The following is a 19,326-nucleotide window of genomic DNA, read 5'->3' on the forward strand; positions in this document are numbered from 1 at the left end:
GGTGCGTCGTCATTCGCGTTCGGCGAGATCGGTGCTGACGCGTGCCAGCACCGGCCGCACCGCACGGTCGGCGGCGAGGACGGCGGCCGCGGCGAGGGCGAGCAGTCCGGTGAGGACGCCCAGCGTGGCCGGGTTGAGCAGGTCGACCGAGCCGAGGGTCGTGCCGCCCGCGAGTCCCGCGGCGACGGCGATGCCGCCGAGGAGCGCGGTCGGCAAGAGCATCTCGCGGCGCTGCGCGGCGAGCAGCACGCGCTGCGGCGTGCCGGCGAGGTGGAGGCCCAGGAGCGTGTCGCGTTGCGCCAGGACGCGCGCGATCGCGCCGATGACCATGGCCGCCAGTCCGACGAGCGCGGCGATCGGCATGATCAGGAACCCGATGACGATGCCGTCCTGGAGCAGCCACATGGTCGGCAGGTCGTCGGAGAGCCGCAGTTCGGGACCGGCGAGGCCGCTCGCGGCGAGGACGGTGCGCGCGCGGTCCATGTCCGCGCCCGGGTCGTCGACGGTGACGGCGAGCGTGGCCCAATCGGCGGCGTCGAGCCAGGTCGGCGGCGCGGTCGCAGCGACCGTCGCCGGCACGCCCGCGGCGTCCAGGGCGGTGGCGGCTTCGCTTGCGGCCGTGTCGATGCCGGCGGCGGTGACCACGGCGTCGATGCGCTCGGTCCCGGCCTCGTAGGCGTCGGCGTTGCCGATCCCGGCCGCGAGCCCGGCGGCGACGAACCCGCTGATGAACCCCGCCAGCGCGAGTCCGCCGACCGCGCGCCAGGCGCTGTGGGGGTCGTCGGAGAGGCGACGCCCGGCCAGGAAGCCCTGCGGGGACCGCGCGGTGCGCGCAAGCAGCCGTCCCAGGTTGAAGATCAGCCACGGACCGACGGCGAGCAGGCCCCAGCCGAGCACGACCACGACGGTGAAGGCGATCGTCACGAACGGGTTGGAGCTGCGCAGCCAGAACAGGGTAACCGCGGCGGCGATGAACACCAGGCTCCACCAGCGCGGCCGGGTCCGGCCCAGGCGGGAGCGGCGGTAGGTCCCGAGCGGATCGCGCACGGCCGGAAGGAGTCCGGAGATCGCACCGACGATGAGTACGGCGACGATGGCGGCCGCCACCGCGAGGGTGAGCCAGGGGTCGGGCCGGAGGTCGGCCTGGAACCACGTGCCGCCCTTGATGGTCGCCTGCGTAGCGAGGGGCAGCAGGACCTGGTGGAGTGCGGCGCCGAGGAGGACGCCCGCTCCGGCGAGGACGGCGAGTTCGACGGCGGCCAGGCGCGCGACCTGCGCGGTGCTCGCGCCGAGGAGGCGGAGGGTGGCGGTGCGGCGCTGCCGCCGGGCCGCGGTCAGGCGGGCGGCGAGCCCGCCCAGGCCGACGAGCGGCAGCGCGGTCAGGACCGCCACGAGGAGGGCGATGTCGCGGTAGGTGGTCTGGTAGAGGTCCGGGGTGGTCGACCAGTGGTCGATCGCGACGGGGCTCAGGGAGGCCGCGTCGTTCCACTGGTGGGACGGCCGCTCGGCGGTCATGGCGGGATCGTCCGGGGCGCGGCCGACCACGGCGAAGAGCTCGTCGGGGCTCTCCAGGAGCGCGGCGTCGATCTCGGCCGCGATCTCGCCGGGGAAGCGCTGGGCGAGGTGGTCCGCGGGCAGCTCGTCGGTGAGGGAGGCGAGGGCGGGCGAGACCCAGACCTCGCCGGGGTCGGGGAAGTCGCCCATGTGCGGGACGTCCGGCGGGCCGGCGGTGAGCGCCGCGAGTTCGATGACGGTGATCGGGCGCTCGCCGATGTAGTCGAGGTGTCCGGCCTGGAGCACGGTCGCCTCGCCCGCGGCGGGTTCGGGGGTGCGCCAGGCGGTGCGGTCGGCCCGGTGGTCGAGGCCCTGCTGGAGGCCCAGGAGCAGGAGCAGGACGAGGGTGATGACGGCGCCCGCGGCGACGGGCAGGGCGATCTCCAGCCGCGCGGCGGTGCCGCCGCCGCGCAGCAACCGGAGCCAGAGCCCGCGCATCAGGACCGCTCCAGGGCGCTCGTGCGGCCGTCGGCGACGGCCACGGTCCGGTCGCAGCGCCGCGCGATCCGCTCATCGTGGGTGACGACGACGAGCGCCGCGCCGCGTTCGACCGCGGAGGCGAGCAGCAGGGACATGACCTCGTCGCCGGTCTCGGTGTCGAGGGCGCCGGTGGGTTCGTCGGCGAAGACGACCGCGGGTTCGGTCGCCAGGGCGCGGGCGATGCCGACGCGCTGCGCCTGGCCGCCTGAGAGCGCGCCGGGGCGGCGCCGCTCCAGGCCGTCGAGACCGAGCGCGGGGAAGAGGGTCGAAGCGCGGGTGATCGCGGTGCGCCGGTCGGTGCCGGCGAGCATGAGCGGCAGGGCGACGTTCTCGGCGGCCGAGAGCTCGGGCAGGAGGCCGGGGAACTGGAAGACGAATCCGAACTCGGTGCGCCGCAGCTCGGCGCGCCGACCGTCGGAGCGGGTGTCGACGCGCTCGCCGCGGTAGGTCACGGTGCCGGCGTCGGGTGTCATGACGCCGGACAGGCAGTAGAGCAGGGTCGACTTGCCCGAGCCGCTGGGGCCCATAACCGCGACGGTCTCACCGCCGTGGACGTCGAGCGCGGCGTCGTGGAGGACGGTGGTGTCGCCGTAACGCTTCACGAGGCCGGCGGCGGTGAGCACCGGGGAGCCGCTGCGGGCCTTGCGGTCCGGGGCCCCTCGCTGCGGGCGCCCGGACGAAGGCGGCGGGCTGGATTCGCGCACGTCAGATCCTTTCATCATTCCTGATGATTTTACCATCAGAATTGATGATAAGTTATGCGCCATGACCCCCGACATCCTTCGGGGCCGGACCGGCCAGGCGCCGCACGAGCCGGCGCAGCTGCTCGGCGAACCGCTCGGCGAACGCCGGGTCGTCGGGGTCCAGGCCGGTGGACCGGCGCACGACCTGCGGGATCGCCACCGGCGCCAGCGCCGCGCCCATGAGGGCGACCAGGACCATCCCCGCATCGAACTCCTCCCCCAGTTCGCCCTCGCCTTGGCGGCGGCGCAAGTCGGCGGTGGCCGGGTCCTCGTCGTCGCCGCCGGTGCCGTCGAAGTCCTCGTCCGAGCCGGTCAGGCTCTCCCACAGCAGAAGCCGGCTGTGGCGAGGGTCGGCGAGGATCGCCTCCAGGTGGGCGGCGGCCATGTCGGGCAGCGGCAGGCTCGGCGGGGCCATGTCCGACTCCTCGTCGATCCACTGCTCCCCCAGGGCCCGGTACAGGCCGCGCTTGCCGCCGAAGTAGTAGGTGATGAGCTGCCGGTTGACACCGGCGCGGTCGGCGATGTCGGTGACGCGGGCGCCGGCGTAGCCCTTGGCCGCGAACTCGTCCAGCGCCGCCGCGAGCAGCCGCGCCCGCGACCGGTCCGGATCCCGCACCCGCGCTTCGGGACTCGGGCTCCGCTGGGAGCCGGCACGGGCGCGCTGGTCGCCGGACGACGCATCGGACATGGCGGGCAACCCCTCTCATTCAGGGTCATCGAGTTCTCATCAGCCTCGAAAACTCTACGCGCATCCCTGGTCATCGCCCGACCACACTGCCCGACCGCACCGCTCGCGACATCCCGGTGCCGCGCTCCCGCCTCCGCACGGCCCCGGCCGGGCGGCACCTTCGATCGATCAGGAGGAACCTCTCATGAATCCACCGCTCGCACACACCAGGCTCGCGCCGCTGCTGGTGGCCGTCCCGTTCACCGCCGTGGTCACCGGCCTGTTCAACCTCACCGAGTTCATGCCCGGCCCGCTCGCGCTGCTCATCGGCGCGGCCTGGGGCGCGCTCGTCGCGCTGGCCGCCGCCGCGGTCGAGCGCCGGTGGCCGTCGGCTGCCGCCCGGATCGAGGACGCACTTGTCTTCGTCGGCGTGATCGCGTTCGCGTTCGCCGGCTGCGGCGGCCTGATGGCGATCCTCCAGTGGCAGGGCGCCCTGGACAGCGCCTCGCTCACCGGCGAGACGCTCGAAGCCGTGCTGCTGCCGACGATCCCGTACTACATCGCGGTCAACAGCATCCTGGAGATGCTGGTCATCCCCGCCGTCGTGTGCTTCACCAGGCACGGACTCCGACGGGTGCTGGTCCTCGCCACCGCCGCGCTGTACTTCGCGATGCGGATCTGGACGTACCTGGCGTTCGTACCCGCCCGCATGAGGTTCGCTGAGGAGGAGCACGCGACGCGGGCGATGACCGCCGCCGAGCGCGCCCAGGCCGCGGACGACCTCATGGTCGACGACCCGCGCTGGGCCTTCCTGCTGCTCATGATGATCGCGTTCCTCGTCGCCGTCCGCCTCCCCAGCGCCCGGCCCGCGGCGGCGTGACCCGCGGAGCACGGTCCGGGTCCGCGCTCACTCGTCGATGACGATGTCCGGGTCGTGCTCCAGGCCGATGACGTAGCCGTCCTCGCGGTCGTAGATGCTCAGGTTCTGGCCGATGGCGAGGTCGCTGACGATGCCGTACAAGGGCTTCGCGAGCTCGTCGGGGATGGTGACGGCGACGCCGTGCCGGGAGTAGAGGCGTTCGCCCCCGGCGCGGCCGAGTTCGAGGACCCGCGCGTCCGGGGCCTCCTCGCGGAGGCGCGACACGAAGGCGCGCAGCGGGCCGTCGAGGTCGCGCACGGGAACGGGGCTCGCGTCCTCCAGGATGCGCTCGTACCGCTCCTCGGCCTGCGCGGCGGAGGACACGCTGGTCTCGTACCAGCAGATGATCTCGATCATGTCCGGCCCCCACAGCCCGCCGGGCTACTCGTTGTAGGTGATGACACCGTGGATCTCCCTGCCGTCCGAGGTGGTGAGCTTGTTCCCCGGCTTGTTGAGCCAGTCGTCGATCGCGCGCTGCTGCGGCGTGCGCTTGGCCGACCCGCTCTTGGTCTCCACGCCGTACCACTTGTCGCCGATCTTCACGAAGCCATCGTAGAACCGCTGGGTCCCCGGCGGGACGTCGAACTTGCCCTTGTTCGGCCCCGAGAGCACCTCGCCCTTGATCCCCGAGGGCACCGCCGCGCCCGGCCCCTTCGGCGCGGTCTCGTGGCGGCGGCCGAGGCGGTCGAGCACCCGGTTCTCGGCGGCCTCGCCGCTGCGCACCCTGCCGTCCGAGCCGGCGTACTTGCCGTCCTTGGTGCGCCGCGAGCCGTCGGCGTGCACTTTGACGCGCCCTTCGCTGACGGCCTTGGCGCGGGCGGCCTTGTGGACCTTGCTCATGGGCGGGTGCACGGGGGTGCGCGTGGTGCGGTGGCGCGTCGGGGCGTCGGCGCCCGAGCCGCCCTTCTTGCGGGGGGCGTGCGGCACGTGCGGCACATGAGGGGCCCTGGGCCGCTTGACGTGCAGCCCCGCGAGCCCGAGGACGACGGCGAGCGCGGCGGTGGCGGCCAGCGCGTTCCTGATGCGGTTCACGATGTCCCCCTTCAGATGTCCAGGAGCAGGCGGAGCGCCTGGATGCTGGCGATGAGGCCCATGAGCCAGCCGAAGATCTTGCCGGTCCACTTGATGACGGCCATGGCGAGCTGCCCCATCACGACCGGCGTGGCGAGGCCGAGGCTGAGCACTTCCTCGGCGAGCCAGACGACGACCTTGGCGATGCAGTCGGCGATGAAGCCGCGCACGAACTCGCGGACCATCTGGACGACCATCCCGGCGCCGCGCGTGGCCGAGCCCATCCCGGCGGCGCAGCCGGCGAGCATGCCGGAGACGTCCACATTGGCGTCGAGCATCGAGCGGTAGCCCTCGGCGGCCTCCCCCTGCCAGCCTTGGAGGCCCGAGCCGAGGAGGCGGTGGAGCTCTTCGCCGATGGCGAAGAGCTCGTCGGCCATCCGGTCCCAGGTCATGGCGTGGGTCTCGACGGTGGTGGGGTCGCCCGCGAGCCAGTCGAGGGCTTCCTTGAGGGGCCGGACCTGCTCGATGGCCCACTCGATGCCCATCGACAGGAGGGTGCTGAACGGGTCGATGACGACGGAGGCGACGTTGAGCGCGGCGCCGAGGCCGGCGATGGAGCCGTCGATCCAGTCGCCGGAGTCGATCGCGTCGGCGATCCCCTTGTAGTCGTCGGCGAAGCCGAACCCGGTCCAGCCGTCGCGGTGGCCGGGGGCGTTGGAGGGGATGTCGCTCGGGGTGGCGATGAGCGGGTTGGTCATGGCTGCTCCCGGGTGCAGAGGAGGTCGGCGTCAGAGGAGGTCGGCGTGGAGCTCGGCGAGGGCATCGGCGGCTGCGGCGTCGGCCTCCTCGTACTGGTCGGCGGTCTCCTTGAGGGCCTGCGCGAGCAGTTCGATGTTCTCGGCGAGCTCGCCGACGGCGGCGTCCTGCTCCGTATGGCGCCCTTCGAGGACGGGGGGCAGGAAGGAGCAGAGCTTCCCGTACGCCTCGTCGGCCCGGGTGATGTGGGCGCTGGCGTCCTTGACGGCCGCGAAGCGCTCGTGGACGCGCAGCAGGTCGGCGGCGTGGCCGCGCATCTCCTCGGGGTCGACCTGGAATCCGCCCATGTCAGGTCCCTTCGGGCGCTTGGCCGGTGGTGAAGGAGGCGAGGAGGGCGCGGCCGGTCGGGGTGTCGGTGCCGACGGTCTCCGCGATGATCTCGGCCGCGGCCTTCGCGAGGTTGACCCGGGCGACCCGGTACGCCTCGATGATGACGGCCTCGGTGTCCTGGGGGTCCTGGCGCTTGACGCGAGAGGAGAGTTTGATGCCGGCCAGCGCGCCGCTCGCGTCGACGGTGACCTGGGCGACCCCGTTGTCGTCGGCGCCGGTGGCCTTGAGCTCCTGGAGCGCGCGGCTCGCGGTCTCTGTCTGGGAGGCGAAGTCGACGGTGCGGTCGCGCCAGGCTTCGAGCCGGGTCTGCGCGTCTTCCATGTTGAGCAGCGGGTTGTCCATGGCAGCTCCTCCACCAGGGACGCCGCTCCGTCAGCGAGCGGTCGGGCTCGTCCCCAGTTTTGGACGATAGACCTTCCGGTCCAGCGGCGGGGCGCCTCGACGGGGACAAGGCGGCACTGTGGAGGCACGAGGCCATTAGGGACCGACTTCTCCCGTCGGCGCCGCCCAGAAGGGGCCGTTCAGATGATGGAGACCCGTCTGAACGGTTGAGCCCGTTCGGGATCATGCCCTCAGGCGAGCCGCGACTCCGCCAGGTCGAAGTGCCAGTCGACGACTTCGGGCGGCGCGGTGCGGACGGCCCGGTCGAGGTGGTGGAGCATCCACTGCGCCCAGTACGACCGGAGCACGGCCGGGGCGACCCGCTCGGCGAGGATCTCGTCCAGGCGCGCGGCCGCGGCGGTCTCGATCGGGTCCGCGTCGGGTGCGCGGACGAACCACTCCCGGTCGAAGCGGGTCTGGACGAGGGCGAAGTGCCGGTCCCCGCGGAAGGCCCCCAGGTTCCAGTCGACCACGCCGGTGGCGGCGCCGGTCGCGTCGAAGAGGACGTTGGCGCCGGACAGGTCGATGTGGACCAGGTCGACGTGCGCCGCCCCTTCAGGTTCCTCCTGGTGGACCTCGACGATCTTTTCAAGCACGCGGCGGCCGCGGGCGCTGTACCCGCCCAGGGCTTCGCGTCGGTCGGCGAGCGCGGCGGCTTGCGGCGGCACCTCGGGACGGTCGGCGAGCGCGTCGGCGAACCGGTCGTTGACCGCCACGATCGCCTCCATCCGGGCGGGGCTCAGGCGCTGCGGCGGTGCGCTCGGCAGCCGCTCCTGGACGAAGTACACCTCGTCATCGACTTGGACGACCAGTTCGTGCCGCGGCACGGGCGCGCCCCGGTCCCGGACGTGGTCCAGGATCGCGGCCGTCCGCCGCGCCTCGACGTGGGGCCCCAGGAATCGGGTGACCACGGCCGGCCGCCCGTCCGGCCACTCGGCGTAGATCGCACCCCCGAGCTTGCCGAACAGGGCCCGGCCCGTCGCGGTCAGTCCGGCTCCCGTGCGCCGGTTGATCGCCGCGACGACCTGCTTGTCCCGCAATGACATCGACGCGTCGTCCATGCACCAACCCTAGGCCCGGGCCCGGACGCCCGCGACGACCATCTCGACCATGCGGGCGAAGCTCTCGTCGATGTCCTCCGGGAGGCCGAAGCCGCCGCCGGATTCGAGCACCGCGAAGCCGTGCACGGCCGCGCGCACGCACCGGGTCGCGTGCACGAGTTCGTCCTCGGCGAGGTCGAGGCCGCGCAGGACGGCGAACACGGATTCGAGCAGGGACTGGGCCGCCTTCCCAGTGCGCGGCTCGGGCCGCTGGATCAGTGCCGCGTACCGGCGCGGGTGCGCCCGGGCGTAGTCGCGCCAGGCGTGCATGCAGGCGCGGATCGCGTCCTCGCCCGCGCGGCCGACCGCGGCGGTCCTGACCGCCTCGGCGAGTTCCCCGGCGACCCGCGCCGACACGAGCGACCGCAGCTCGACGAGGTTCGCGACGTGCTTGTACAGGGACGGGCTGGAGACCCCCGCCGCCCCGGCGACCTTCGCGAGCGTCAAGTCCTCGGGGCCCCCCGCGTCGATCAGGCCGACGGCCAGGTCAACGACGGCCTCGGTCGAGAGGTTCGCCCTAGCCACGGGCGGTCTCGCGGGCGAGGGCCGCGATGAGGCCGGCGACGCGCTCGGGGAACTGGACGTGCGGGTAGTGCCCGGCGCCCTCGATGACCTCGACGCGGCCGACGCCCTCGGGCATCCCGGCGACGATCCCCGCGCCCTCGGCGGCCGGGTCCGGCCAGTCGGGGTCGAGGTCGCCTTCCACGACGACCGTGGGGACGCGCAGCGCGGCGAGCTTCGCGTCCGCGTCGGCGGTCGGCGACATCCCGATGCGGCTGACGATCGCCATGCGGCCGGGGCGGGACAGGTCGGCGTTCACCGAGGCCCGGTACTCGTCCCAGTCGGCGGGCCGGGTGCCGGGGATCGCGTGGTCGAGGTACTTGTTCCACAGCTTGAGGCTGCGGAACGCCGCGGTGCCCATGAGGAGCGACATGCCCTTGCGGTAGCGGCCATTCGCGAACACGGCCTTCAGGTCGAACTTCTGGTCCCGCGTGAACGGGCTCAGCTCCACGATCCCGGCGAACAGCTCGGGTTCGAGGACCGCGGCGATGGTCGCGGCCCCACCGGACACGGAATGGCCGGCCACGACCGCCGGACCGCCCAGGGCCCGGACCAGCGCGATGAGGTCGTCCGCGACGTCGCTGCGGGTGTAGGAGGCCCACCCGTCCGAGGACTCCCCATGCCCGCGCAGGTCGGCACGGGCGACCCGGAAGCCGTCCGCGACCAGCCGCTCGGCCACGGCGCGGTACGAGTGCCGGTTCTGGCCCATCCCGGGGAAGAGGACCACGAGCGGCCCCTCCCCGGCCACGTCGTAGGCGAGCCGCTCGCCGTCGATCTCCAGGAACTGCGTGACTCCGAAGTTAATGCTCATAGCTAAAAAGCTAACATGCTTAACCAAGTTTCCGCAACCCCGTCCGCCACGTTCTTGAGCACGCCTCGACTCGCAGCGGAGATCAGTAGCGGCCGAGGGTGCCGCGGGACTTCGCGACGCGTTCGAGTCGGTGGAACACCACGACGCCGAGGGCGCCGAGGAGGAGTGGTTGCAGGAGGATCCAGCCGAGTCCCCAGCCTGCGCCGAGGTCGGTCAGGGTCGCGCCGTCGAGGAGGATCGCCTGTGCGGCTTCGATGCCGGGGGCGACGGGGATGAGCGCGCGGCTGAGCGCGGCGGCCCAGTCGGGCAGTTCGGCGAGGGGCACCAGGGTGCCTCCGGCGATCGCGTAGAGGGCGACCGACGCCTGGGTGATGCTCTCGATGCGCTTGAACACCAGGGTCAGTCCGCACAGCACGAGTGCGAGGCCGCAGGTGCCGACCGCGATGGCGGCGGCGGGGACCAGGACGCTCCAGGCGAACGGGACCTCGCCGCCGCCGGCGAGGACCGCGGTGCAGCCGGTCGCGAGGATCGCCCCGACCACGGGCAGCGCGCCGAGGACCGCGGCGATCTGGCGGCCGAGCACGACCGCGGCCGAGGGCAGCGGCGTCAGGTAGGTCTGCTCCAGGACGCCGGACTGGAGGTCGCCGAGGTACCCCCAGAAGACGCGGTTGACCTGCTCGTGGAGGAACGCGAGCCCGGCCAGGCCGATCATGACCGGCACCAGCAGCTCGCCGAGGAGTTGCCCGCGGCCCATGAACATGACGATGAGCAGGTAGAACACGGGGAAGGTGATCATCTCGGCGAGGACGGCCCGCCAGCCGGACCGCAGGTCGCGCAGGCCCTTGGCGACCTCGTTGCCGAAGGCGTTCCCCCAGCCGGTCGAGGCCAGGGCGGGGACGGAGAGCATGGTGGTCACGGGGTTCCCTTTCAGTACCGGCCGATGCGGCCGTCGGCCAGCGCCAGGCGGCGGTTGCGGTGCAGCAGCCACGCGCCCGCGCCGGCCAGGGCCGCGGTGTGGGCGATGAGGAGCGGCAGGGTGCCGTCGCTCCAGACGGCGGCGAGTGGGGCGCCGTCGAGGAGGACGCGGCCGATCGCCTCGATCGCGAGTGTGGTGGGCAGGAGCCGCGCGGCGGCGGCCATCCATTCCGGATAGAGCGCGAGCGGCATGAACGCGCCGTTGAGCATGAGCACGAGGGACGTCAGGAGCGAGTGGATCGCGCCGACGGCGGGAGTGCGGACGGCGATGGCCGCCATGAGGAACGTGAAGGCGAGGATGTCGGCGGCCAGGAGCAGGCACGGGACGAGCGCCGCGGGGTGCCAGGGGATGCGGATGCCGACGGCGAGCGCGGGCACCAGGGACGCGAGGACCGCGATCGGGAGCGCGAAGAGGGCGGCGGTGGCGAGCCGCCCGGCCATCGCCGCCCACAGGGGTGCGACGGACATGTGCGCGGCGGCGAAGGTGCCGGTGCGCTGCTCTTCGATGAGGTCGGCGACCATGACCTGCCCGGAGTACTGGAGGAACCAGTAGGCGCCGATGGCGATGAGCGTGGCCGGCATCAGGTCGGCGCGGAGCGCGCCCTGGCCCATGACGTACTGGAGGCCGAGGTACATGCTGATGCCGATGGCGAGGGTCACGGCGTGGCCGAGGGGGTGGGCGAGCTGGTTGGCGAGTCCTTTGCGGATCTCGGCGGCCAGTGCGGCAGGGATGGGCGGCGCAGGGGGCGGCGCGGAGGGTGGCGCGAGGGCCGGGGCGGTGTCAGGCATGGGCCGGCTCCGCGACGAGGGTGAGGAAGACGGTCTCGAGACTGGGCCGGACCTGGTCGACCGAGTGGAGGCGGCGGCCTTGGGCCCGTATGGCGTCGATGAGCCGGTAGAGGGTCTCGGGGTCGTCGGCGCGGCCGGAGACGACGGTCTCGTCCTCGCCTCGTTCGGCGGTGAAGCCGTCGGGGAGCAGGAGGTCGGCGTCGCCGTCGATGCGCAGCTCGTAGTGGTCGCGGCTGCGGGACTGCGCGAGCAGTTCGCGGGTGGGCAGGTCGGCGACGGCGCGGCCGCGGTTGATGACGGCGACGCGGTCGCAGAGTTCCTCGACGACGTCGAGCTGGTGGGTGGTGAGCAGGATGGTCTTGCCCTCGTCGCGGGCGAGGGCGCGGAGGCGGTCCTTGACGGCGCGGGTGGCGGCCACGTCGAGGCCGAGCGTGGGCTCGTCGAGGAGGAGCACCGCGGGGTCGGCGATGAGCGCGGCCGCGATGGCGACCTGCTGCTGCATGCCGCGCGAGAACGTCCCGACCTGCTCGCCGCGCCGGTCCCACAGGCCGATCTCGGTGAGGAGGCGTTCGGCGCGGGCGCCGGCCGCGGCGCGGCGCAGGCCCTTGAGGCGTCCGAAGTAGACGAGGTTCTGCCAGGCGGAGAGGGTCCAGTAGACGTTGCGCGAGCCTTCGAGGACCGCGCCGAGCCGGCTCATCGCGCCGGCGCGGTCGCGGGCGACGTCCAGGCCGTCGATGCGCGCGGTCCCGGAGGTCGCCGAGAGCAGGCCGGTGAGGATCTTGATGGTGGTGGTCTTGCCGGCGCCGTTGGGGCCGAGGAATCCGAAGATGCTGCCGGGTTCGACCGTGAGGGAGAGGCCGTCGACGGCGGCGGGCCCGTTGGGCGCGTACCGCTTCGTCAGGTCGGTGACGGTGATCGCGGACATGGTGCGGCTCCTGTTCTCGTGGGGGGTCAGAGGGCGGCGGGGCCGAAGCGGCCCCATGCGGTGAAGGCGGCGAGCGCGAACAGGACCGCGTTGACGGCGATGGCGCTGCGCTCGCCGCGGCGGAGGTGGACGAGGGCGGCACCGATCATGAGGGCCGCGAGGCCGCAGGCGGCGGCGGGCACGAGAACGGTCGCGATGCCGAGCAGCCCCGGCAGGACGACGCCGGCCGCGCCGAGGACTTCTGCGGCGCCGATGGCCTTGACGGCCGGGGCCGGGAAGTCCTCGGCCCAGGCCATGCCGTTGACGCGCAGCCATTCCCGGTCCTTGGCGAGGGTGACCGCGCCCGCCGCGAGGAAGACGAGGGCGAGGAGGGAGGCGGTGGTCCAGAGGGCGGTGTGCATGCGGCGGCTCCTGTCGAAAATTCACTAGAGTCGTTCACTAGTGATTGTCACTAGTATTACACTCTCATCATGAACGTCGTCAAGGGCACGGGAAAGCGGGCCGAGAAGGCCCGAGCGACCAGGCTGAAGATCCTGGAGGCCGCCGAGCGGCTGTTCGTCGAGCACGGCTACGGGATCACCACCGTCCAGGAGGTCGCCGACGCCGCCGGGGTCGCGGTGCAGACCGTCTACTTCACCTTCGGCAACAAGCGGACCCTCATGAAGGAGCTGGTGGACCTCGTCATCGCGGGCGACGACGAAGCGGTCGCCACCGTGGACCGGGAGTGGTTCACCGCCGCGCTCGCGGCGCCCGGCGCGGCGGAGCTCCTGGACCGGTACACCGCCGGGGCCGCCGGCATCCTCGGGCGGCTCGCCCCGGTCATGAAGGTCGCCGAGACCGCGGCCGCCTCCGACCCCGCGCTCGCCGAGCTGTGGCGCAGCGACGAGGACCCCCGCTACACCGTCGCGCGCCGCGCCGCGTCCGCCCTCGTCGCCAAACCCGATGCGGCGCAGGGACTCGACGAGGCGTCCGCCGCCGACGAGCTGTACGGCCTCACCAGCCCCGAGCTGTACCTCGCGATGACCCGCTCGCGCGGCTGGAGCCCCGAGCGCTGGCGGGAGTGGACGCTCGGCCTCCTGGTGTCGCGCCTGTGCGAGGGGACCGCCGATGCGTGAGTTCCACCTGCGGCCGGTCGGCCGCGTCAGCGGCGGCCGGGACGAATGGGTCGAGGACGACTGGGCCGGAGTCGAGGCCGTCGTCCGGCTCGACGCCGACCGCTTCCCGCCCGAGGCGACCCTCGGCCTCGACGAGTTCTCCCACCTCGAAGTGGTCTTCCTGTTCGACCGCGTCGACGAGGCCGCGATCCGGCTCGAACCTCGTCCCGCCCGCGGCAACCCCGAATGGCCGCCCGTCGGCGTCTTCGCCCACCGGGGTCCCTTCCGGCCCAACAGGATCGGCGTCTCCAGGTGCCGGCTGCGCGCCGTCGACGGGCTCGATCTCCACGTCACGGGCCTGGACGCGCTCGACGGCACCCCCGTCCTCGACGTGAAGCCCTGCGTCCGCGAGTTCGAGCCGCGCGGACCCGTCTCGCAGCCGGGATGGACCGACGACCTGATGCGCGACTACTACTGAGGCACCGTGGGTCAGTGGACCGACAGGCCGCCGTCCACGAAGATCGCCTGCCCGGTGACGTAGCCGGAGGCGCGGCTCGCCAGGAACACCGCGGCCCCGGCGAAGTCCTCGGCCAGGCCGTTGCGGCCGATCATGGTGCGCGCGGCCAGCGCCGCGACCTTCTCGGGGTCGGCGGCCAACCGCTCGTTGAGCGGCGTCAGCACGATCCCGGGCACCAGCGCGTTGCAGGTGACGCCGCGGGGCGACCACGCCTCGGCCTGCGACCGGGCCAGCGATTCGAGGGCGCCCTTGGAGACGCCGTAGGCGCCGCTCTGGACGAACGCCCGGTGCGCCTGCTGGGAGCTGATGTGGATGATCCGGCCGAAGCCCCGCGCGGCCATCCCGGGTCCGAAGCGCTGGCCGAGCAGGTACGGCGCTTCGAGGTTCACCGCCATCGTGGCGTCCCACACCGCGTCGTCGATCTCCCCCATCGGCGGGCGGAGGTTGATCCCGGCGGCGTTGACGAGGATGTCGGGCTCTCCGAAGACCGCGGCCGCCTCCTCGGCGGCGGCGCGCACGCCGTCGCGGGTGCTCAGGTCGGCGCTCACCCATCCCGCCCGGCACCCCTGGGCCGCAAGCGCATCGACGGTGTCGGCCAGCGCCGCCTCCGTCCGCGCCACGACCACGGTGCTCGCCCCGGCCCGCGCCAGCGCCGTGGCGATGGCCCGGCCGATGCCCGAACTCCCCCCGGTCACCACCGCGGTGCGGCCTTCCAGCGAGAACAGTTCGGCGAGAAACGGATGCGGTGTCATGCCCGAACCCTAGAGCACCCGCACGTCAGCGCCTGGGTTCACCGATGAGCACGAGTGAGATGGCCCTCGCCGGTGCGGGAGAGACAGGTTCGGGGACACCGCGGTGGGGCGGAAGCTGATTGCATTGGCGCATGACGTTCAGAGTGCGGATCCCGGTCTGGTTTCCCTTGGGCCTCGGCGGCGCCTTCCTCGTGATGGGCGCCCTCGACCTGCTGTCCTCCTCGCTCAACAGCGGGTTCGACCTGTTCGGCATCGTCTGGTGCGTGGTCGGCGCGAGTACGGCGCTGGCGTGTCTGAACTTCGCGGTCCTCAAGGTCGAACCCCACCGGATCGTCAGCCGCCGGAACAACGGTGCCGTCAAGGTGCCGCTCGGCCCCGACGACCGCCTGTTCGCCGCCGACAGGCGGCTGTGGGTGCTGCGCCGGGGGAGCCACTGGGAGGAGATCGCGCTCAACACTCCCATGCTGCGCGGGAGCGACTGGGCCGCGTTCGAGCAGGCCGTTCACCGGCGGTGGCCGCCGAGCCGCTGAGCCTGCGCCGTCGAGGAGCGCGTCAGTCGACGCCTTCGACGATGCGGAAGTCGCGGTCGACGGCGCCGGAGAGGACTTCCAGGGCCTCCTGGTAGGCCGCGCTCTCGTATGCGGCGACCGCGTGCTCGAAGCTGTCGAACTCGATCACGACGGTGCGTTCGGCGATCCCGGCGTCGTGGGCGATGACCCGGCCGCCGCGGGCGAGCGCCCGTCCGCCTCCGGCGCGGACGGCCGCGCCGGCCAGCGTGTTGTACGCGGCCAGCTTCTCGGGGTCGAAGACGGTGCGGTAGCAGCTCACCCAGTAGCCCTTGGCCATCGAAACCTCCTGTTTCGGACCAGGGTACCCGCGGCGGCGGCGCCCGGGCGCGATCGGCGAAGGAGCGCCGGCGGGACGGGTCGGGGCCCCCGGCCGGTGCTAGGCGGGCAGGGGGCGGAAGGGGTCGGCGGTGGGGAGGAAGGCGACGGGGAGGCCGGGCAGGAGCGCCGCGAGGCGGTCGGCGGTGGCGGACATGCCCTCCTGCTCCGAGGGCACGTGCCCGATGACGATGAGGCCCTTGGCCAGCCCGGCGCTGACGGCGTCGGCGGCGTAGGCCGCGGTCTCCCATTCGTTCGACTCGCCGATGAGGAGCACGTCGACGTCGGGGCGGGCGAGGATCGCGCGGTTCTTCTCGAAGCCCCAGAACCCGGGCTGGACCCCGGCGACCGAGACGGGCTGGTCGGGGTCGCCGATGTAGCGCAGGGCGCTCGCCCCGAGCGCCCGCGCCGTGTGCTCGGCGAGCGCGCCGAGGGTCGTGGCTGGGACGTCGAAGACCCCGGGCAGGTCGGGACGCGCGAAGTCGTTCCAGCCCAGCGCGTGTGCGGCGCCGTGGACGATCCGGTCGGGGCGCGTGTCGTGCACCGCGTCGTGGAGGCGCCGCACCACGAGGTGGTGCTCGGCGATGAACGCCGCCTTCGCGCGGTGCACCGGGTCGGCCTCGGCCGCGAGCATCGCGGCCCATTCCTCGCGGTGGTGGTAGTACAGCGGCTCATGGGAGACCACCAGGTCGAGCCCCTGCGCGACCGCGCGCTGGAGCACGTCGAGGGTCGCCATCATGGTGAACGCGACGCCGTGGACCTCCTGGTCGGCGTCCCCGGCGAGGTACTGGTCGACGGTCTCCGCGCGCCGGGGCACGCCGAGGTGCGCGTCGACGAGATCCACCACGTCCTGAGCCGTCATCACCATGTGCGCACCATATCCACTCCCGGTGGGCGGCGTCTTCCCGCACCGGTGCCTGAAATTCGGGGGCCCCGGCTTGACACCGATTCGAGAGTGAGTGTTTACTATCAAACATGGCGGAGAAGCGGCCCCGGGTCGGCATCGAGCAGCGCCGCCGCCAGATCCTGGAGGCGGCCCTGAAGGAGTTCAGCCACAAGGGGCTCCACGGCGGTTCGACCGTGACCATCGCCAAGGACGTGGAGATCTCGCACCCGAACCTCTTCCGCGTCTTCCCGACCAAGCGCGAGCTCTTCATCGCGGTGCTGCACGAGGCGTTCGCGACCGTCGAGCGCCGGATGCTCAGGGCCGGCGAGGCCGCCGAGGAACGTCCATTGGAGACGATGGCGGAGGCGTGGGGCGAGCTGATGGAGCAGCGCGAGCTGATGCTCATCCTGCTCCAGGGATACGCGGCCTCGGAGGACCCCGAGATCCGCGACGTCATGCACCGGTGGACGCAGGAGACGTTCGAGCGCGTGGAGGCGATCCCGAAGGTGGACACCGACATGGCGCACGACTTCGTGGCCGCCGGCATGCTGTACATGGTCGCGGCGTCGATGGACCTGCCCGCCAGGGCGGCCGACGACGCCTGGGTCGACCGCTTCCTCGCCTCGGGGGCCTGACCGCTCGGTCGGGCCGTTGGGACGGATCGAATTTCACACCCTAAAGATAGTGACCACTCACTATCAAACGGATCACCGGCGGCCCTCACCGCCGGCGCTCCGGACACACCCACTCACGAGAGACGGAACGATGACCGACCGAACCGCACCCCCGCCGGTGCAGTCCTCCTATCCGCGGATCCCGCGGGGCCTGGCCCTGACGGGCCTCGCCACCTCGATGTTCCTGATCATCCTCGACACGGCGATGGTCAACCTCGCCGGCTCGGCGATCCGCGACGGCCTCGGGCTCACCGCGGCCGAGCTCGCCATCGTCGTCGACAGCTACCTGGTCGCGTTCGCCGGCCTGCTGCTGCTGGGCGGCCGCCTCGCCGACGTGCTCGGCGCACGCCGGGTCTTCACGGCCGGCATGGTGCTCTACCTCGCCGCGTGCGCCGTCTGCGCCCTCGCCGTCACCGGGCCGATGCTCATCGCCGGGCGCATCGGCCAGGGCGTCGGCGCCGCGATCGTCGTGCCCTCCTCGCTCGCGCTCATGCTCGCGATCTACGAGAGCCCGGCCGCGCGCACCCGCGCCCTCGGCATCTGGGGCATCGTCTCCGGCGCCGGCAGCCTCCTCGGGATCTTCGCGGGCGGCCTGCTGACCCAGGCCGTCGGCTGGCAGTCGGTCTTCTGGGCCCCGGTCCCGTTCGGCCTGCTCAGCATGCTCATCGTCATGCGGACCGTGCCCTCGTTCCCGGGACGGCCCGGCCGCTTCGACCTCGCCGGAGCCGTCGCCATCACCGTCGGCGTCTCGGCCCTCGCCTTCGGCATGGTCGCCGCCTCCGAGGCCGGATGGAGCAACCCGGGCACGCTCGTCGGCATCCCGGTCGGCCTCGCCGCCATCGCGGCGTTCATCGCCGCCGAGCGGCGCTCGACCCACCCGCTGGTGCCGCTCGGCGTCCTCCGACGTGGGCCGATCGTCACCGCGAGCGCGGTGATGGCGCTGCTCGGCGCCACCCTCACCAGCCTGTTCTTCTTCCTGCCGCTGTACCAGCAGGACGTGCTCGGCATGACCCCCGCCGCGGCCGGAACGACCCAGACCCCGATCGCGGTCATGCTCATCACCTGCGCGGGCCTCGCACCGGCGCTGACGAACCGCATCGGACTCGGCCGGGCCCTGCCCGTGGCCGTGGCACTCCTGCTCGCCGGAATCCTCTGGCTCGCAATCAATCCCGTGAGCAGCGGCTACTCCGTGCACCTCCTCGGGTCGTTCACCCTCATCGGCGCCGGGCTCGGCCTCGGCATCGTCAACGCCACCACGATGGCGGTGCGCGACAGCGGCGAAGGCGAGTCCGGGCTCCTCAGCGGACTCGTGAACGCCGCCCAGCAGCTCGGCGGCGCCATCGGCCTCGCCGCGCTCGCCGGGATCGCCATCGGCGCCACCGGAGGCCACGGCGACATCGACTTCACCACCGCGTTCTTCAGCCAGGCCGCGCTCATGGCGGTCGCCCTCGTCGTCGCGCTAGCCGGCGGGCGCCGGTCCCGCGAGCGCGCACTCGCCGCCGCCGCGTCCTGACAACCGCACCCTGAGCCCGGCAGTGCCACTGCCGCAACCGATCCACTCGAGTCAAGGAGACCAGCAATGACCGCACCCACCGTCCTCGTGACCGGCGCGACCGGCACCGTCGGTTCCGCCCTCGTCCCGGCCCTCCAGGCGCGCGGCGCCACCGTCCGCGCCATGGTCCGCGACCCCGAGCGGGCCGTCCCCGGCGTCGAGAACGTCGTCGCCGACCTCAACGACCCCGAATCGCTCACGGCCGCTTTGAAAGGCGTCGACGCGGCGTTCCTCAACAGCCCTTCCGCCGCGGACGCCGCCGCGCTCCAGAAGCGGTTCGCCGACCTCGTGCGCTCGGGCGGGGTGAGCCGGCTCGTGGTCCTCTCGCAGTACGCGGCCGACATCGACTCCCCCGTGCGGTTCCTGCGCTGGCACGCCGAGGTCGAGGCCCACGTCGCAGGGCTCGGCATCGACCACACCGTGCTGCGCCCCAACCTCTACCTCCAGTCGCTCCTGGGCTTCGCCGACGGCATCGCACAGGGCTGGTTCGGCGCGCCGGTCGGCGACGCGGCCGTCAGCGCCGTCGACACCAGGGACATCGCCGAGTCCGCCGCGGCCGTCCTCACCACGGCCGGCCACACCGGCCGCACCTACACCCTGACCGGCCCCCGCGCCGTCACCCACACCGAGATCGCCGCGGTGATCTCGGCCGCCACCGGGAAGCCGATCGCCTTCCAGGACATCACGAGTGAGCAGTTCGCCGCCGCCCTCGCGCCCTTCATGCCGCCCTGGCAGCTCGAAGGTCTCGTCGAGGACTACGCGCACTACGCCCGCGGCGAGGCCGCCGAAGTCCACGCCGCGGTCGCCGACCTCACCGGCACGCCCGCCCGCGACGTCGCCGACTTCGCCCGCGACCACGCGGCCGCGTTCGGCGCCTGAGACCCCCGCACACCGACGAAAGGAAG

25 protein-coding genes are annotated in these 19,326 nt (G+C 72.8%); 7 read left to right on the forward strand and 18 right to left on the reverse strand.

All coding sequences use genetic code 11. The features are described 5' to 3' along the window. Positions 1-9: 9 nt before the first annotated feature. Genes BLS99_RS09205 through BLS99_RS09215 form a run of 3 tightly spaced genes read right to left on the reverse strand, consistent with a single transcriptional unit; the run spans position 10 to position 3,465 of the window. Positions 10-1,992: an ABC transporter permease family protein gene (locus tag BLS99_RS09205; RefSeq protein WP_091047275.1), complete on the reverse strand. Its 1,983-nt coding sequence runs from the start codon at positions 1,990-1,992 to the stop codon at positions 10-12. Then, the gene (locus BLS99_RS09210) at positions 1,992-2,738 is read right to left on the reverse strand and encodes an ABC transporter ATP-binding protein (protein WP_245712191.1); all 747 of its coding nucleotides are present in this window, start codon (positions 2,736-2,738) and stop codon (positions 1,992-1,994) included. Before BLS99_RS09210 ends, BLS99_RS09205 begins: the two co-directional genes overlap by 1 nt. A 52-nt stretch (positions 2,739-2,790) precedes the next feature. Further along, positions 2,791-3,465 (reverse strand): TetR/AcrR family transcriptional regulator, encoded by a 675-nt coding sequence (locus BLS99_RS09215; RefSeq protein ID WP_091047282.1) that lies wholly within the window; start codon positions 3,463-3,465, stop codon positions 2,791-2,793. A gap of 184 nt (positions 3,466-3,649) precedes the next feature. Here BLS99_RS09215 and BLS99_RS09220 point away from each other — a divergent pair, with 184 nt between their 5' ends. Further along, on the forward strand, positions 3,650-4,324 hold the full coding sequence (locus BLS99_RS09220) for a hypothetical protein (RefSeq protein WP_091047286.1): 675 nt from the start codon (positions 3,650-3,652) through the stop codon (positions 4,322-4,324). A gap of 27 nt (positions 4,325-4,351) precedes the next feature. Here BLS99_RS09220 and BLS99_RS09225 read toward each other — a convergent pair whose 3' ends face one another. The 12 genes from BLS99_RS09225 to BLS99_RS09280 all read right to left on the reverse strand — a co-directional run bounded on the left by BLS99_RS09225 (position 4,352) and on the right by BLS99_RS09280 (position 12,463). Next, entirely contained in the window at positions 4,352-4,720 is a 369-nt protein-coding gene (locus BLS99_RS09225; protein WP_091047289.1) for a hypothetical protein, read from the reverse strand. 24 nt (positions 4,721-4,744) lie between these two features. Next, positions 4,745-5,395: a hypothetical protein gene (locus BLS99_RS09230; RefSeq protein ID WP_091047293.1), complete on the reverse strand. Its 651-nt coding sequence runs from the start codon at positions 5,393-5,395 to the stop codon at positions 4,745-4,747. An 11-nt stretch (positions 5,396-5,406) separates the two neighbouring features. Further along, entirely contained in the window at positions 5,407-6,132 is a 726-nt protein-coding gene (locus BLS99_RS09235) for a WXG100 family type VII secretion target (protein ID WP_091047295.1), read from the reverse strand. Between the two features lie 30 nt (positions 6,133-6,162). Then, complete coding sequence (locus BLS99_RS09240) at positions 6,163-6,477, reverse strand: type VII secretion target (protein WP_091047298.1); 315 nt, start codon at positions 6,475-6,477, stop codon at positions 6,163-6,165. Position 6,478: 1 nt separating this feature from the next. Next, the gene (locus tag BLS99_RS09245) at positions 6,479-6,862 is read right to left on the reverse strand and encodes a YbaB/EbfC family nucleoid-associated protein (protein WP_091047302.1); all 384 of its coding nucleotides are present in this window, start codon (positions 6,860-6,862) and stop codon (positions 6,479-6,481) included. Between the two features lie 230 nt (positions 6,863-7,092). Further along, on the reverse strand, positions 7,093-7,962 hold the full coding sequence (locus BLS99_RS09250; protein ID WP_091047305.1) for a phosphotransferase: 870 nt from the start codon (positions 7,960-7,962) through the stop codon (positions 7,093-7,095). Positions 7,963-7,971: 9 nt separating this feature from the next. After that, the gene (locus BLS99_RS09255; RefSeq protein WP_091047309.1) at positions 7,972-8,526 is read right to left on the reverse strand and encodes a TetR/AcrR family transcriptional regulator; all 555 of its coding nucleotides are present in this window, start codon (positions 8,524-8,526) and stop codon (positions 7,972-7,974) included. Continuing rightward, positions 8,519-9,373, reverse strand: a complete 855-nt coding sequence (locus BLS99_RS09260; protein ID WP_091047311.1) for an alpha/beta fold hydrolase — start codon at positions 9,371-9,373, stop codon at positions 8,519-8,521. The genes BLS99_RS09255 and BLS99_RS09260 overlap by 8 nt, the downstream gene beginning before the upstream one ends. A gap of 82 nt (positions 9,374-9,455) precedes the next feature. Next, positions 9,456-10,280: an ABC transporter gene (locus BLS99_RS09265; protein ID WP_091047877.1), complete on the reverse strand. Its 825-nt coding sequence runs from the start codon at positions 10,278-10,280 to the stop codon at positions 9,456-9,458. A gap of 20 nt (positions 10,281-10,300) precedes the next feature. Then, on the reverse strand, positions 10,301-11,137 hold the full coding sequence (locus BLS99_RS09270; RefSeq protein ID WP_091047314.1) for an ABC transporter permease: 837 nt from the start codon (positions 11,135-11,137) through the stop codon (positions 10,301-10,303). Then, entirely contained in the window at positions 11,130-12,062 is a 933-nt protein-coding gene (locus BLS99_RS09275) for an ABC transporter ATP-binding protein (protein WP_091047317.1), read from the reverse strand. The genes BLS99_RS09270 and BLS99_RS09275 overlap by 8 nt, the downstream gene beginning before the upstream one ends. 26 nt (positions 12,063-12,088) lie before the next feature. Further along, positions 12,089-12,463 (reverse strand): DoxX family protein, encoded by a 375-nt coding sequence (locus BLS99_RS09280; RefSeq protein WP_091047321.1) that lies wholly within the window; start codon positions 12,461-12,463, stop codon positions 12,089-12,091. A 69-nt stretch (positions 12,464-12,532) separates the two neighbouring features. Here BLS99_RS09280 and BLS99_RS09285 point away from each other — a divergent pair, with 69 nt between their 5' ends. Then, on the forward strand, positions 12,533-13,177 hold the full coding sequence (locus BLS99_RS09285) for a TetR/AcrR family transcriptional regulator (protein ID WP_091047324.1): 645 nt from the start codon (positions 12,533-12,535) through the stop codon (positions 13,175-13,177). Next, complete coding sequence (locus tag BLS99_RS09290; RefSeq protein ID WP_091047328.1) at positions 13,170-13,634, forward strand: SAM-dependent methyltransferase; 465 nt, start codon at positions 13,170-13,172, stop codon at positions 13,632-13,634. The genes BLS99_RS09285 and BLS99_RS09290 overlap by 8 nt, the downstream gene beginning before the upstream one ends. An 11-nt stretch (positions 13,635-13,645) precedes the next feature. On the opposite strand, the gene BLS99_RS09295 is transcribed toward BLS99_RS09290, so the two are convergent. After that, entirely contained in the window at positions 13,646-14,425 is a 780-nt protein-coding gene (locus BLS99_RS09295; protein WP_091047333.1) for an SDR family NAD(P)-dependent oxidoreductase, read from the reverse strand. A 131-nt stretch (positions 14,426-14,556) separates the two neighbouring features. Between BLS99_RS09295 and BLS99_RS09300 the strand changes: the two genes are divergently transcribed. Beyond that, positions 14,557-14,955 (forward strand): hypothetical protein, encoded by a 399-nt coding sequence (locus BLS99_RS09300; protein WP_143034722.1) that lies wholly within the window; start codon positions 14,557-14,559, stop codon positions 14,953-14,955. A gap of 22 nt (positions 14,956-14,977) precedes the next feature. Here the strand turns inward: BLS99_RS09300 and BLS99_RS09305 are convergent, their stop codons facing one another. Together BLS99_RS09305 and BLS99_RS09310 are read right to left on the reverse strand one after the other, a co-directional pair. Next, positions 14,978-15,271 carry a DUF1330 domain-containing protein gene (locus BLS99_RS09305; RefSeq protein ID WP_091047339.1) on the reverse strand — a complete coding sequence of 98 codons (294 nt, stop codon included), beginning with the start codon at positions 15,269-15,271 and terminating at the stop codon, positions 14,978-14,980. Between the two features lie 99 nt (positions 15,272-15,370). Continuing rightward, positions 15,371-16,177 carry a Nif3-like dinuclear metal center hexameric protein gene (locus tag BLS99_RS09310; protein WP_091047343.1) on the reverse strand — a complete coding sequence of 269 codons (807 nt, stop codon included), beginning with the start codon at positions 16,175-16,177 and terminating at the stop codon, positions 15,371-15,373. A 107-nt stretch (positions 16,178-16,284) separates the two neighbouring features. Between BLS99_RS09310 and BLS99_RS09315 the strand changes: the two genes are divergently transcribed. From BLS99_RS09315 to BLS99_RS09325, 3 genes are all read left to right on the forward strand, one after another. Further along, entirely contained in the window at positions 16,285-16,830 is a 546-nt protein-coding gene (locus BLS99_RS09315) for a TetR/AcrR family transcriptional regulator (RefSeq protein ID WP_091047346.1), read from the forward strand. Between the two features lie 130 nt (positions 16,831-16,960). Continuing rightward, positions 16,961-18,382 carry an MFS transporter gene (locus BLS99_RS09320; protein WP_218126370.1) on the forward strand — a complete coding sequence of 474 codons (1,422 nt, stop codon included), beginning with the start codon at positions 16,961-16,963 and terminating at the stop codon, positions 18,380-18,382. A gap of 66 nt (positions 18,383-18,448) precedes the next feature. Then, the gene (locus BLS99_RS09325; protein ID WP_091047350.1) at positions 18,449-19,300 is read left to right on the forward strand and encodes an SDR family oxidoreductase; all 852 of its coding nucleotides are present in this window, start codon (positions 18,449-18,451) and stop codon (positions 19,298-19,300) included. Positions 19,301-19,326 lie beyond the last annotated feature (26 nt).

Origin of the sequence: Glycomyces sambucus (assembly GCF_900102815.1) — a bacterium.
GTDB classification, from domain to species: domain Bacteria; phylum Actinomycetota; class Actinomycetes; order Mycobacteriales; family Micromonosporaceae; genus Glycomyces; species Glycomyces sambucus.